Origin of the sequence: Alistipes senegalensis JC50, assembly GCF_025145645.1 — a bacterium.
In the GTDB taxonomy this organism is placed as follows: domain Bacteria; phylum Bacteroidota; class Bacteroidia; order Bacteroidales; family Rikenellaceae; genus Alistipes; species Alistipes senegalensis.
On the sequence record NZ_CP102252.1, the window covers coordinates 2,102,595 to 2,117,015 of the forward strand.

12 protein-coding genes are annotated in these 14,421 nt (G+C 50.9%); 9 read left to right on the forward strand and 3 right to left on the reverse strand.

Features of this window, described 5'->3' with window-relative positions:
- The first annotated feature begins 25 nt into the window (after positions 1 to 25).
- The 9 genes from NQ519_RS08210 to NQ519_RS08250 are packed head-to-tail and all read left to right on the forward strand — an operon-like array spanning position 26 to position 9,334.
- A complete protein-coding gene (locus tag NQ519_RS08210) occupies positions 26 to 1,570 on the forward strand; it encodes a lipopolysaccharide biosynthesis protein (protein ID WP_019151642.1) in 1,545 nt (514 codons plus the stop codon).
- A 31-nt stretch (positions 1,571 to 1,601) separates the two neighbouring features.
- Positions 1,602 to 2,684, forward strand: a complete 1,083-nt coding sequence (locus NQ519_RS08215; protein WP_044118775.1) for a glycosyltransferase family 4 protein — start codon at positions 1,602 to 1,604, stop codon at positions 2,682 to 2,684.
- A gap of 31 nt (positions 2,685 to 2,715) precedes the next feature.
- Positions 2,716 to 3,915, forward strand: a complete 1,200-nt coding sequence (gene wzy / locus NQ519_RS08220; protein ID WP_147513232.1) for an oligosaccharide repeat unit polymerase — start codon at positions 2,716 to 2,718, stop codon at positions 3,913 to 3,915.
- A gap of 17 nt (positions 3,916 to 3,932) precedes the next feature.
- Positions 3,933 to 4,799 (forward strand): glycosyltransferase family 2 protein, encoded by an 867-nt coding sequence (locus NQ519_RS08225; RefSeq protein ID WP_019151638.1) that lies wholly within the window; start codon positions 3,933 to 3,935, stop codon positions 4,797 to 4,799.
- Positions 4,796 to 5,542, forward strand: a complete 747-nt coding sequence (locus NQ519_RS08230; protein ID WP_019151637.1) for a glycosyltransferase family 32 protein — start codon at positions 4,796 to 4,798, stop codon at positions 5,540 to 5,542. Before NQ519_RS08225 ends, NQ519_RS08230 begins: the two co-directional genes overlap by 4 nt.
- 1 nt (position 5,543) lies before the next feature.
- Positions 5,544 to 6,353 (forward strand): glycosyltransferase, encoded by an 810-nt coding sequence (locus NQ519_RS08235; protein WP_019151636.1) that lies wholly within the window; start codon positions 5,544 to 5,546, stop codon positions 6,351 to 6,353.
- A gap of 13 nt (positions 6,354 to 6,366) precedes the next feature.
- Positions 6,367 to 7,524, forward strand: coding sequence for a carboxylate--amine ligase (locus tag NQ519_RS08240; RefSeq protein ID WP_019151635.1), 1,158 nt, complete (start codon positions 6,367 to 6,369; stop codon positions 7,522 to 7,524).
- Positions 7,525 to 7,529: 5 nt separating this feature from the next.
- Positions 7,530 to 8,480 carry an acyltransferase family protein gene (locus NQ519_RS08245; protein WP_019151634.1) on the forward strand — a complete coding sequence of 317 codons (951 nt, stop codon included), beginning with the start codon at positions 7,530 to 7,532 and terminating at the stop codon, positions 8,478 to 8,480.
- Positions 8,481 to 8,485: 5 nt separating this feature from the next.
- The gene (locus NQ519_RS08250) at positions 8,486 to 9,334 is read left to right on the forward strand and encodes a polysaccharide deacetylase family protein (protein WP_019151633.1); all 849 of its coding nucleotides are present in this window, start codon (positions 8,486 to 8,488) and stop codon (positions 9,332 to 9,334) included.
- Positions 9,335 to 9,428: 94 nt separating this feature from the next.
- Here NQ519_RS08250 and NQ519_RS08255 read toward each other — a convergent pair whose 3' ends face one another.
- From NQ519_RS08255 to NQ519_RS08265, 3 genes are read right to left on the reverse strand one after another with little or no spacing between them, the layout of a single operon-like run.
- Positions 9,429 to 11,006 (reverse strand): beta-N-acetylhexosaminidase, encoded by a 1,578-nt coding sequence (locus NQ519_RS08255; RefSeq protein ID WP_019151632.1) that lies wholly within the window; start codon positions 11,004 to 11,006, stop codon positions 9,429 to 9,431.
- 13 nt (positions 11,007 to 11,019) lie between these two features.
- Positions 11,020 to 12,213, reverse strand: a complete 1,194-nt coding sequence (locus NQ519_RS08260) for an SGNH/GDSL hydrolase family protein (protein WP_019151631.1) — start codon at positions 12,211 to 12,213, stop codon at positions 11,020 to 11,022.
- A 50-nt stretch (positions 12,214 to 12,263) separates the two neighbouring features.
- Complete coding sequence (locus NQ519_RS08265) at positions 12,264 to 14,411, reverse strand: SusE domain-containing protein (protein ID WP_019151630.1); 2,148 nt, start codon at positions 14,409 to 14,411, stop codon at positions 12,264 to 12,266.
- Positions 14,412 to 14,421: the final 10 nt, after the last annotated feature.

Below are 14,421 nucleotides of genomic sequence, written 5' to 3' on the forward strand. Positions count from 1 at the left end.
CTTGCATTTGATTCGTCGATTGTCGATGGCAGCGGAATCGCGTACGGCAAAAAGCCTGAAAAACAGCGCTGTGGCGCTCGGGTTCTATTTCGTGAACCTGGTTCTGCAATTCTTTTCGCGCAAGATTTTCCTCGACCATCTGGGCGCGGAGGTGCTGGGATTGAACACCACGGCGACCAACCTGCTGCAATTTCTGAACCTCGCGGAGTTGGGAATCGGCACGGCGATCGCCTGCACGCTGTACAAGCCGCTGTTTGACCGGGATACCGCTGCGATCAACGAGATCGTATCGCTGCAAGGATGGATGTACCGCAGGATCGCCTGGGTGGTGATAGCCGGAGCTGTGGTGCTGATGTGCTTCTTCCCGTGGATTTTCAGGAAGATGCCGCTGCCGCTGTGGTACGCCTATGCGTCGTTCGGCGCGCTGCTCGTGAGCGCCCTGCTGAGCTATTTCGTCAATTACAAGCAGATCGTCCTCTCGGCCGACCAGAAAGAGTACAAGATCCAGTACAGTTACAAGGCGTCGATGCTGGTGAAGACGCTGTGCCAGATCGTAGCGATCAAATACCTCGACAATGGGTATGTCTGGTGGCTGGCGCTTGAAGTGGGCTTTGCCGTGGTGGCGTCGGCGGCATTGAATACGGTGATCCGAAGGACATATCCCTACCTGCGGACCGACCTGTCGGCCGGAAAAACGCTGAGCCGGAAATATCCCGATGTCATCACCAAAATCAAACAGTTGTTTTTCCATAAGATCGGAGGATTCGCCCTGATGCAGACCAGCCCGATCATCATTTACGCCTATGCTTCGCTGACATTGGTGGCGCTCTATGGAAACTACATGCTCATTATTCTGGGGATCAGCTCGTTGATGGGCGCCGTGTTCAACAGCATGAATGCCGGGGTGGGAAATCTGGTGGCCGAGGGGAATAAGGAGCGCATCATGTCGGTATTCGAAGAGTTGTTCTCGGTGCGGTTCCTGCTGAGCTGCACGGTATGTTTCGGAGTCTATATGCTCACGCCGGCCTTCATTACGCTTTGGATAGGCCCCGAATACGTGCTGGACAACCTGACGCTGGGTTTAATGGTCGCGACGCTGTATATCAGCCTTGCGCGGTCTACGGTGGATGCCTATATCAACGCCTACGGTTTGTTCAGCGATATTTGGGCTCCGGTGGTCGAGGCGTCGATCAATATCGGGATGTCGGTGTTGTTGGGCTGGTTCTTCGGCCTGCACGGAATTCTTGCGGGCGTATTGCTGAGCCTGCTGATCGTGGTATTCTGCTGGAAGCCCTATTTCCTGTTCCGGAGGGGTCTCAAAGAGAAATTGCGGACATATGTGAGCATGTATGCGAAACACTTATCGATATGTTTTTTTACAGTCTTGTTAGTCCGATTTATTATAAGCCATATTAATATTGTACCGGATGATTCTTTTTATGATTTCATATTGGTCGGAATAATATATGTTTCATTGTTTACATTGATGCTTTTTGTCGGTTTGTATTTAGTAACTCAAGGTATGAAGAGTTTTATTTACAGATTTCTTAAACTTTCTCGACGAGTTTAGAGCCAATAATGATAGCGAATTTCGTAATGTTATGAAAATATTGTTTGATTATCAAGCTTTTATTCAGCGGTATGGAGGTGTACCTAAATATTTCGTTGAAATGTTAAAATATTTTCCGAAAGAAAGCTTTGTATTGTCAGTTCCTTTTTCAGATAATCAATTTTTAATGGAGTCAGGGCTCGCTTCGCCATGGCATATTGCTTTTGATCGAGGGTTTAAAGGTAAGTATCGGTTGTATTCTCAACTGGGACAAATATATTCAAGTTATAAAATTTGTCAAGGAAGATATGACATATATCATCCGACATTATACCGAATCTATGGAACGAAATTTCTTCCTAAAGGTAAAAGATTGGTCGTAACGATACATGATTTGAATTATTCTAAGATTCCTAATTTATACCCCAATCCAATTGAGTATTTACCACAGAAAGAAATTGCCATACGTGCAGATCACATAATAGCAATTAGCCAGAATACAAAAAAAGATTTAATAGAGCAATGGAATATCCCGGAAAATAAAATAACTACAATTTATCATGGTATATCGGACAAATTGATGAATTTGAGTGAAAATAGGTTGCATTCACGTCGTTACATTCTTTATGTCGGGTATCGTGCTCCTTATAAGAATTGGAGGAATTGTTTAATCGCATATAGTCGTATTGCGCAGAAATATTCAGACGTGGATTTAATATGTACTGGATCGTTATTTAATAAAAATGAAGCTGTTCAGATTGCAAAATTAGGACTGAATAATCGGGTTATTGCTGTAAAAGCTTCGGAAGTCGAAATGGCCATACTATATCGGGATGCTGAACTATTTGTTTATCCTTCTTTTTATGAAGGTTTTGGCATGCCTATATTGGAAGCTATGGTATACGGTTGTCCTGTTGTATTATCTAATGCCAGTTGTTTCCCTGAAATTGCGGGGGATGCCGGTGCATATTTTAACCCGTATAAGGTGGAAGATATTCAATATAGCATGATGAAAGTATTGGATGATTTACATTATAGGAAGGAATTGGTAAAAAAAGGAGTAGATCGGATAAAAATGTTTTCGTGGAAAAAATGTGCTGAACAACATTGGGCCCTTTATAAATCGTTGCTTTAATTCTTTTTCTCAAATTAGAGTAGCAAAGAAAATGAAAATCATTCGAGATAGATATTATAAACATTTGAAGTTTATTGTGTTTATCTATATTTTGGCTTCTATTGTCAGCTATGGGTATACGATTGCAACGGGAACATACAATGGCGATTTTTCAGGATATGTTGTTTCGCTGAGTCCTATTGTTCTTGGTGGTATGTTGCTTTTTTCGTTATCTCCATTTATTTATTTATGGTCGCGGTATAGCTATTATAAGAAAAAGAAATCGAAATACTCTGTCCCGGTTCATATTCCTTTTGTAGAAGGAGTTGCAATATTTTTGATCATTATTCGATTGTTTTTATTCGGTATATGTATACAAAGGGGTGGTAAAGTATCTGATTTGGGTTGGTTATTAACAGTGCTGGAAAGTATTAGTCCTGTAATTTATATTTATATCTATTTTATTAGTTCGCGAAGAAAATATAAAATTATTGTTATTTTATTGTTTTTGGGAGAGGCGTTTTTTAAACGTTCGTTAAATATTGTATTTTCGGTTGGATGTCTTGTGTTATTTTGTTACTATGATCAAATTAAAAGTTTAATAAAGCGACATGTCGTTATTTGTTTTTTTTTGATTCTGAGTTTTCCAACGATTGTTGCTCAACTTTATATCTTACGAGGGGAGTTGAGAGGCAATAACTCAGTAGATTTTACAGAGAAATCTGGGAGTGAAGTTTTGTGCGATGTACTGGCAGGTCGTCTTTCGTCTTATGCTAATGCTTGTTTTATTATTGAAGACGCAGTTGGTTCGTATGTATATGCTCAAAGTCTTCCTGCTACTTTTTTTCAGTCTCGGATTTGTGAAATTTATGGAATCCATCTCGTTTCGTGGCCTGATTTTAAGCCTGAAAAATATTTGCATGTCCGTTATCAAAATGGAAATTATGAAGCCCAGGACTCTTCGACGTCCTTAATGCTTGGAATCCCGGGAATTCTTATCATGTCTTTTTTGAAGTCTCCTTGGGTTTTTCTACTGAATATTGGTACAATATTATTAATTATTGAGGTTTGTTTCCAATTGATTTCTCCTTTAAACGTTCCGTTTGCGAATGAAATACCAGTTTTGTTGTTGCTATATCCGGTATTATCAGGGGTAAGTATAGAATTATTTTTTGTTGTCATGCAATTGATCGGATTGCGTATTCTCCTTTATTTTAATAATAAATTTACTCAAAATACTATCCCTATTTAGGTTAGAATAGCGTTTTCATGGATGTATCTGTAATTATTGTTACATATAACACTTTGGCCTTGACCAGGGATTGTATTGATAGTATATTCCGGCATACGGCGAATATCCAGTTTGAAGTAATTATTGTCGATAACGCTTCCGAGGATGGCAGCTATGATTATTTTTCCAAAGACCGGAGAATTATCTATGTGCACAGTCGGGAGAACATGGGATTTGGACGAGCCAATAATTTAGGCTTGGAATATGCATCCGGGAAATATATTTTTCTATTGAATTCGGATACTTATCTGAAAAACAATGCTATAAAAATTTTTAAGGATGCAATGGACGTAGAACCTGAATCTGTTGTGTGTTTGGGGGCGATTTTGGAAGACTCTTCCGGAATGCCCGTTCGTTCGTATGGTCCGTTTTTATCGTTCGGTCAATTTTTTGTTCGGTCTTTGAGAAGTACGCCTCCTCGATCGGTTCCGGTCGATGGGTTTATAGTCCCGGTCGTCATTGGCGCTGATTTGTTTATTCGTAGGGACATTATCGAAAAAGAGGGCTTTTTTGATCCGGTTTTTTTCATGTATCATGAAGAAAACGATTTGCAGAGAAGGTATGCAGCTGCTGGTTGCTTCAGTAAGATCATAGCGGGGCCGCAGATTGTTCATTTGGAAGGCAAAAGCAGCAAATCCCGAATCAATATGCTGGCAATAGAGGGAGGCTTTATCTATATGAAAAAATGGACGGCTTATGGCGTGTATCTTTTGTATCGGATTTTGTATGCCATAACGCGATTTCCTAAAGTGTTTTTTGTCGAAGCTCCGTTTCGCCAGAAGATAAAATTTCTGTCCGTATTATTTTTCTATAAAGCTCCTGCAACACATTTGCGTCGTTTATGATTCCGAAAATCATTCATTTTTGTTGGTTAAGCGGAGAGCCGTATCCTCCGCTGATTGAACACTGTATCAATTCATGGCGAGAAAAACTGCCTGGATACCAGTTCGTATTGTGGGATAAAGCAAAGGCGGATGGTATAGCGTCGGAATGGGTGCAGGAGGCATATCGAAATCGGAAATATGCGTTTGCTGCGGATTATATCCGGTGTTATGCGCTGTATCATTTCGGAGGAATATACCTTGATGCCGATGTGGAGGTTCTCAAAAATATGGATGAACTGCTGGTTTGCAAATCGTTTCTCGGATACGATTCTACGGGTGCTTTAGAAGCTGCTATTATCGGTGCGGAACCTCGCTGCCCGTGGATCGGATGTGCGTTGGAATATTACGAAGGCAGACATTTCGTTCGGCCTGACGGAAAATTCGATGTTCGCCCTATTCCGGGAATGATTTACGAGAAGCTTCATCAGTTGTTTGATTTTAAGGACAGACCCGATCGGGTTCAGGAATTGCCGGAGATTACGTTGTTTCCGTCGGTTTATTTCTCTCCGAAAAATTATCAGACATTGAAAATCAAAATTTCTTCTGAGACGTATACGGTCCATCATTTCGATGGAAAATGGATTGATGCGACGTTGAAACACCGAATTAAAAAAGCCTTTCATAAAATATTGAGTTGCGGATTGGGAGAATCGGGACATAATAAAATGGTTTCTTTGATACGGGCCATAAAAAGGATGAGGTAATATGAATGAGTTTTCTGTTCTGATTTCGATCTACTGCAAGGAATCTCCGCTTTATTTCCGGGAAGCTTTGAACAGTGTGTTCGCACAAACGTTGCAGCCTGCGGAAATCGTTTTGGTGAAGGACGGGCCTCTGACCCCGGAATTGGATGCCGTTATCGAGGAGTATTCGACCCGTTATCCGATTTTCAAGATCGTGACGAATGAAACGAATCTCGGTCTCGGCCTGGCCTTGGCCAAGGGACTGTCGGCTTGTTCGTACGAGTATGTGGCGCGTATGGATACGGATGATTTGATCGCGCCGACCCGCTTCGAAAAGGAGATCCGGAAATTGGATGAAGGGTATGATGTCGTAAGCTGTTGGACAGGAATGTTTGAACTTGATAAGAATCAATTGCTTTGTATAAAACATCGGCCGGAGAAGCATGATGATATTATAAATTTAGCACATAGCAGATCTCCAATGTCGCATCCTGGTTGTGTATTTCGGAGGCAAGCGGTAATTGATGCCGGAAATTACCAAATTTGTTACCTTTATGAAGATTATCATTTGTGGGTTAGAATGATAATGAATGGAGCTCGGTTTTATAATATTCAAGAGGTTCTTTATTATGTTCGGACCTCACCTGCTTTGATTGCCCGACGGGGTGGTTGGAGGTATATGTGCAATGAGATCAAGACTTTTCGATTCTTTTATAATATTGGATTCTATTCTCGAAAAGATTTATTACGTAATATTATAACGCATTCTCCCGTGCGTATTTTGCCGGTGTGGATAAGACGGTCTATTCTTTTGTGGCTTTGGCGGCGTTAATTAAGATTCAATCATGAAGATTTTATTGTTGGATGGTCATACCATTCAGGCGTTGCCGATGATGAAGGCCTTGACCCGTTTGAATGCGGAGGTTACGATTTTTTGCGAAGACCGGATTTCTTACGGATATTTTTCCCGATATGCACGCCATCGCGTATTGTGCCCTGCTCCCAAGACGGACGAAACAGCCTATCTTGATTTTCTGCTTGAATACATCCGGATGAATCCTCAGGATCTGGTGATTCCGCTGTTCAATGATACGGCCGAATTCGCAAGTCGTCATAAGATGGAGATCGAAGCTTCGGGTTCCAAAGTAGATATTCCTGCGTGGGAGGTATTCATTCGGGGACACGATAAAGAGCTTTTGATGGAGACTTGCAAAACATTGGGGATTCCCCATCCCCGAACTGCGAATCCGGAAAAGATCGGATACGAAAAGGCGATCGGTTATGTCGGATATCCGTGCCTGATAAAACCCAATCTGGGCGCCGGAGCCAAAGGAATCAAAATAATTCATAGCCGGGAGAATTTCGAGCGGTATTACCAGACTACGGTGCAAAAATTCGGAGCAAGCTGCATCCAGGAATTCATTCCGCAGACTGGAACCCAATACAAAGTACAACTGTATCGCAGTGAGTCCGGGGCGATCGTGGCTTCGAGCGTTTACGAAAAGAGCCGTTATTATCCGCTGGACGGAGGAACGAGTACCTGTAATCTGACCATTGAACGTCCGGATTTGGTCGGATTGTATGCTCGGATTCTGGATTATCTGGATTGGGTGGGGATGGCTGATTTCGATTGTATCGAGGACCCTCGCGACGGCATTGTCAAATTGATGGAGATCAATCCGAGAGTTCCGGGAACGATTAAAGCGTCGTTTGTATCTGGGGTGAACTTTGCCGAGGTGATGGTGGACCGGGCGCTCGGGCGCGGCTATAAGTCGTATCGGTATATGCCGGGTAAGATATTGCGGAATTTTGCAACCGAATTACTGTGGTTTTATAAAAGCGGGGACCGTTTCCATACCCGGCCGAATTGGTTCCGGTTTTTCGGAAGGAACGTGTATTATGCCGACGGGGCGTGGAGCGATCCGTTGCCGATGATCGCCGGATTTTTAGGCGGTATCAAGAAACTGGCGAGTGCCGATTTCCGGAAAAGCAAACGTAAGTAGGTGTTATGCGGGACATGAAATATGATATCGCACGAAGTGTTGCGATGATTTGGGTCGTGGGAATTTATCATTTGTCTGAGTATCTGTTCTCTCCCCTGCATGAATTGCAATGGGCCCGGATGGTGACTTGGGGATGTCTGGGAACTTTCACTTTTATTTCCGCCTATTTCCTTGCCGGAAAGAACGAATTCAAGAATTGGACTCAGATTCGAGCTTTCTATGCAAAACGCCTGCTTCGGCTCTATCCGCTTTTCGTGCTGTCGGCTCTTACCTTGTTGTTGATTGGATTCAATGACTGGGAACAGACTTGGAAAGGTGTGCTCGGAGTTTCGACTTTTTTCGCTCCGCAGATCAATACGCTTTGGTATGTTTCCATGTTGATCGGTTTTTATTTGCTCACTCCTTTTTTGCAACGAGGCGGTGTCGTTCACAAATTGGTTGTATACAGCGGGATCATGGCGGGAGCCGCCTTGTTCAAAGTCGTGTTCCATACGGGGGTGGATAACCGGTTCTTCTATTATTTCACCGTCTATACGGCGGGGGTCCTTTTTGCACGGCATACCCCCCCCCGGACGCAGGCTCATTTATACGCATCGAAAGCTCTGTTAATAACCGGAGTTATTGCCTATTTGCTTTGTTTGGGATGGGTGCTGTACCGACCGAATGCGTTGGTGATGATGGTCGGCGGATTTATCGGAACTTTTTTATTGTTGTCGGGCTCGAACCGGTTGGCCGATTGTTCTTGCATCGGTAAACCGATCCGTTTTTTCAGTTACGGCAGTATGGCTGCTTATTTGTTCCATCGGCAGATATATTATTGCGGCCTGTTCGTATACAATCCTGAAAATGAGTGGTGGAAGGCTGTTTATCTCGTACTGGCCATTCTTCCCGTTATATTTTTCATATCTTATTGTATCCAACTCTGTTATGACCGGTTGATTTCTTCCGGTCGCTAAATGTCATGTACATACTTACGTTCGATGTCGAGGAGTGGTTCCATCTCCTCGACAATGACTCTACACGCTCCGAGGCGGAGTGGGTCCGCTATCCGGTCCGCATTTACGAGAATATGGAGCGCATTTTCCGGATTCTCGAAGATACGGATACGCGGGCGACGTTTTTCGTGATCGGATGGATCGCCCGGACTTATCCGGATCTTGTGCGGCGCATCGCCGAAAAATATGAAATCGGGAGCCATACGATGAACCACCAACTCGTATGGCAGCAGAACCGGAAGGCTTTCAAGGAGGATGTGAGCGCTTCGGTCAGTTTGTTGGAGGATATCACCGGAAAACCGGTGCGGTATTTCCGCGCACCGGGCTTTTCGATCCGCAGCAGCGAAGCCTGGGCTTTCGAGGTTATCCAGGAGTGCGGGATCGAGGTCGATTGTTCGGTGTTTCCGGCGCATCACGCGCACGGCGGCATCCCTTCCTACGGCCGTGCCGTGCCGAGTGTTATCAGCCATGAAGGTGTGAGGATCAAGGAGTTCCCGATATGTACCAAGGAGATCGGCGGACGGCACATCATCTTCTCCGGCGGCGGATATTTCCGGTTGTTTCCCTATTGGCTGATCCGCAAATGGGCTGAGGAGAAGTCCGAATACATGATTTCGTACATTCATCCGCGCGATCTCGATGCCGGGCAGCCCATGATCGGCGAATTGCCGTGGTCCCGGAAATTCAAATCCTATGTGGGGCTGAAGGGTGCCGACAGGAAATTGCGCCGGTTGCTTACGGATTTTCCCTTTACGGATTTGGCCGCGGCCGATAGGCTGGTCGATTGGACGGGCGCTCCCGTGGTCGAGCTTTGATCTGTTCCGGGATTTTGGGGCGGATCGTAAATTAGGGATTCTCCGGGTTGCAACTAAAACGGGAGACAATCGAAAGATTGTCTCCCGTTCGGTTTTATTCGTCTTTGCCGTCGAAAAAGTAGGTGGCGTAGTTGTATCCCGCGGCATCGTAGCATTTGCGGAAGGAGTTCATGCGGCGTTTGAAATCCGCGAAATCCTTGCGATCGTAGGCCCAGCCCACCTCGGCGATGGCCGCCAGACGCGGCAGCAGCATGTGTTTCAGATGCGTGGACGTGAAGATGTATTCCGTCCAGAGGTTCGCCTGAACGCCGAGTATGTAGGGCCGCTCCTCCGGTGCAAGCCCGTTGTAGGGGTCGAGCGCATAGGATTTGCTGACCGGGACGAATCCGCCGATGCCCAGCGGCTCCTTCATCGGATCTTTCGTCTGATAGTAGTCCAGGTAGCAGAAATCGTTCGGCGCCATGATGACATGGTTGCCGGCTTTGGCTGCGGCGATACCGCCTTTCGAACCGCGCCACGACATGACGGTGGCCGTCGGCGAAACCCCGCCTTCGAGGATTTCGTCCCAGCCGATGATCTTGCGGCCGTGTTCGCCGAGCCATTTCTCCATGCGGCGCACGGTGTAGCTTTGGAGTTCGAATTCATCTTTCAGCCCCTCGTCCTTGATGCGCTGCTGGCACATCGGGCAGGTTTTCCAGCTCTCTTTCGGACATTCGTCGCCGCCGATGTGGATATACTCCGAGGGAAACAGCGCCAGAACCTCCGTGAAAACGTCCTGCAAAAATCCGAACGTCGTTTCCTTGCCCGGACAGTAGACTTCGGGACTGATGCCCCAGCGCGTGCGGACCTCGTAGCCTTCGCCCCGGCAGCCCAGCCACGGATAGGAGGCCAGCGCCGCCACGGCATGCCCCGGCAGTTCGATTTCGGGGATCACCGTGATAAAGCGGTCGGCGGCGTATTGCACGATCTCGCGGATCTCTTTCTGGGTGTAGAATCCCCCGTAGGGCGTCCCGTCGTATTCGGTCGAATTGGCGTAGTGGCCCACGATCGTCTCCCGGCGCACCGACCCGACGCGGGTCAGTTCGGGGTATTTCTTGATTTCGATGCGCCAGCCCTGATCTTCGGTCAGGTGCCAGTGGAAACGGTTCATCTTGTGCAGGGCGAGGATGTCGATGAATTCTTTGACTTGGTCCGGGGTCCAGAAATAGCGGCCGGAGTCGAGCATGCCTCCGCGGTGTTCGAAGAACGGACGGTCTTTCACCGTCACGACGGGCAGGACGCCGTAGCCGTTCACGACGAGCTGGCGCAGGCTTTGCAGGCCGTAGAACACGCCCTGCGCCGTGCCGCCGCGGATTGCGACGCCCGACGTCGTGATTTCGAGCACATACGCTTCGGCGGCCAGCGTATCGTCTGTCGTCAGGTTGACGGCACCTCCGGCGGCGCTTTTCATGCGGCCTCCGAGCACCGGTTCGACGGCTTCGGCGAAGAGTTCGGCGACGTTCCGCAGTCGGGCGTCGCGGCCCGTGCCGATCACGGTCGAAGCGGTTAGGGTGAAGGTTCCTTCGCCGGGAACGACCGATGCGGGACGGGGGACGATATTCGCCTCGGGACCGGCTCCGAGCGCCGCGCCCGACAGCGAGCAGGCGCACAGCAGGAAAAACAGTTTTTTCATGTTCGTTCGGGTTTTATAGGTTCGTGTTTCGGTTGCCGAGATAGCGCCGCAGCCGCCCGGACCAGATCGCATAGCCTTGTTCCGTGAGGTGGGTGCCGTCGGTGGTGTATTCGCGTTTCAGCCCGTCGGCGTCCGCGAGGTCCGGGTTCAGGTCGAGCCAGTCGATCCCGTTCTCCGCACACCACTCCCGGAGCCGGGCGTTGAGCTCGCCGATCCGTGCGTTCAGCGCGGGGTTGCCGTGGACGAAGAGCACCGACTGGACGACGGGCCGGACGCCGCCTGCGATCAGACGGGTGGCGATCCGCCGCTGGTTGGCGAAGACGGTCGCGGGCGGGATGTCGTTGAAGAGGTCGTTGATGCCCGCCAGTACGAAGCAGATTTCGGGACGGGCAGCGATCACGCAGGTGTCCAGCATCCACAGCATCTGCCCGGTCAGATAGCCGCCCTGCCCGGCGTTCCGGATGTCGTTCCGCCCGAGCCGGGGATTCCAGTCCCTGCCGTTGGCCGTCAGCGAATCTCCGAGCAGGACGATCCGCACCTTTGCGGGCGATTCGGACAGGATGCGCCGGATCACCTCGCCGGCCAGGTTCGATCGGACGGAGGCCGGAAGGGGTTCTCCGTCCGGGAGCATCCCGCCGAGGAATTGCCGGACATTGGACGCGAACCGGGCGAGCCCGGCTTCGTCGAGCATCACTCCGTCGGCGGTGTACTCCGCAGAGAGGCAAGTCCCGTCGGTCAGACCTGCCGAGGGGTCGAAACAGGCGTAGCCCCGGCTTACGGCGAAGCCTTTCAGCGCTTCGTTGAGCCGGGCGATGCGGTCGTTCAGACCGGGATGTTCGCCGGATGCCGGGAGCGTTAGCAGGATCACTGGCCGGACTCCCGCCGCATCGAGCCGTTCGCAGATCGCCCGGTAGGCTTCCAGCGTGCGCGGCATCGGTTGCCCGAGCAGGATTTCGGGCAGTCCCGAATAGACCGCGCAGATCTCCGGACGGCGGTTCAGCAGCCGTTCGTCGAGGTTCCACAACTGTTGCGAGAGCAGGAAATTCTTGTCTCCGGCGTCCGCCACGTCGTATTCCGGCAGCTCCTTCCGCCAGTCGATGTTGCATCCTTCGCCGTTCGTGATGAACCCGACGACGGGCCGGGCGCAGCAGTTGGCGGCGGTGAGCAGGCCGGAAAGCAGCCATATGTAAAATAGAGTGCGTTTCATCGGACGGTTTTGTAAAATCCGGGCGGAGCATTCCGCCCGGATTCTTCGGTTTAGTCGCGGTCGCGGACGCAGCGCACGTTCACCAGCATCGAAGCCGTGCCGTCTCCCTCGCTCCACGGGCGCGAATTGAAATTCCAGGGAACGATCTCGTTGCTCCAGCCGAACACCTCGAACATCTGGGCCGTCGTGGCGTCGGTCTTGGTCGTCGTCCAGAAGCTGGCCTTGTCGTCGGCATTGTCCGGCGAGGGGACGTTGCCGTGCCAGAACTTGCCGGCCGGTACGATGTTCAGCCCCGTGTCATTCGTGCCCGTGCTGCCGGTCCAGTACTGCGCCGACTTGACCCGCGCGGCGCTGTAATCCGCGGCGGCCCGCACGGCTTTCCACTCCTGCATGGTGGAGACGTGCCATCCCTCGGGGCAGACGCCCTGCATGCGGGTGTCTTCGGCCTCGGTGGCCTCTTCGTAGGTCCGCAAGGCCGTCGGCCAGCTGTAATAGACGCCGCGCACTTTCGCATCGCCGATCAGGTCGTTGGCGAAGGTCTTGGCCGCGGGTTTTCCGTAGATCACATCGACGGTCGTGAATGCCGTTCCGTCGCTGTACGACAGGGCCCGGAGGTTCTCGGCCATCCAGATGTCTTCGCCGATCTTCACCACCGCATAGGTCTCCGGGCTGGCCGGGTCGCGCAGGTCGGTGTAGGGGCGCAGCATGCCCGTCAGCCGCAGGCTCCGGGTCTCGGACGGCGCGGTCTTGATACTGACCGTCGAGGTCACGCGCCAGTAGACCGTGCGGGTGAGGTAGGCGCCTCCCAGGTCGGAGAGCATGTCGTCGAGCAGCGAGTGGGTCAGCTCGGCGGATTTCTCGGCCGTCAGGGGCCGGGTTTTCGACGCGCTCATGTCGGCATTGAGGCTGTATTCGAGCGCATAGGTGACTCCGCGGGCGTTGCAGGTCCATGCCGCCGTGCTCAGCGTCTCGTCCTTGCGGGCATAGTCGAGGGCGTAGTCCGTTCCGTCGGCCGGGCCTGCGGTGAGAGTGATCGGATCGGCGGCGGTTACGGCTTCGAACCGTCGGATGTAGACGATCCGTTCGGTTTCGTCGGCTGCGGCGAACTCCGTGTCGCTCGGCGTCACGCTCCACGTGAATTTCTTCTTTTGCGAGGCGACCATGCCGAAAGTCTGTTCCAGCAGCAGGTCCAGATCACCCTGCGAAATCTCGTAGGAGGCCGTTTCGCCCGTGCTGAAGGTCGCGCTCTTGTCGAATTCGGCGTCGTGGAGCCGCAGGGTGTACGTGATTCCCGTCGTGTCGCAGGCCCACGCGAATTTCACCGCTTCGTCGGCCTTTTCCGCATCGAGCAGCAGTTCGGCGTCGGCCGCGGGCTCCGCGAGCGTCAGCGCCGCCGGGTCTTTCGTGAAGCGCCGGACGGTCGCCGTGCGCACGGCGCTGTTCTCGATCGGGTTGTTCAGATCGCCCGTGCCCGTCACCTGCCAGTAGATCGCGGTTTCGGCGTTCCGTTCGATCCCCTGCGCCGCCAGCCAGTCGTCCAGCTCCTGCATGGTGAAGGCGTGCGAGGTTTCCGACCGGCAGGGCACGGTCATCGTCCCTTCGCCGGAAAGTCCGGCGTCGAGACCGACATGCAACGTGTAGTCGGGAACGGTCGAGGGGCACTCCCATTCGAAGGCGACCCCGGCTTCGGGGCTCTTCTTGTCGAGGACGATCTTCGCCTCGCTTGCGGGGCTCTGAAGCAGGATCAGCCCCGTCGGGAGTTCGCAGCGTGTGACGGTCAGCCGCCGCACCTCGTCGCACCAGCCGACCTCGGGATCGACCACTTCGACCGTCCAGTAGAGCTTCACCGTGGCGCCGACGGCGACGTTCATGGAGCTCAGCACCGAATCGAGTTGCAGCGTGGACATCCGCCACGAGTCGCTCACGCCGGGATTCTGTTCGCAGGAGGTCGTGAATCGCTCGTCCAGACCGAAGCGCAGTTTGTAGTCGATGAAATGGCGGCGCGAATGCCATGCGAAGGTGTAGAGCGAGTCGGGATGTTCGTGATCGAGGACGATGACCGTGTCGATCGCCGGGCGGGTCAGCGTCACCGGCTGGCGCCCCACCTCGTAGAAATCGTTTTCCTTGTTGCAGCCGCCGATCCACAGGGGAGCGGCGAACAGGGCCGCCAGAGCGGTATTTCGGATGATGTTGTTCATGGCCTTTGGT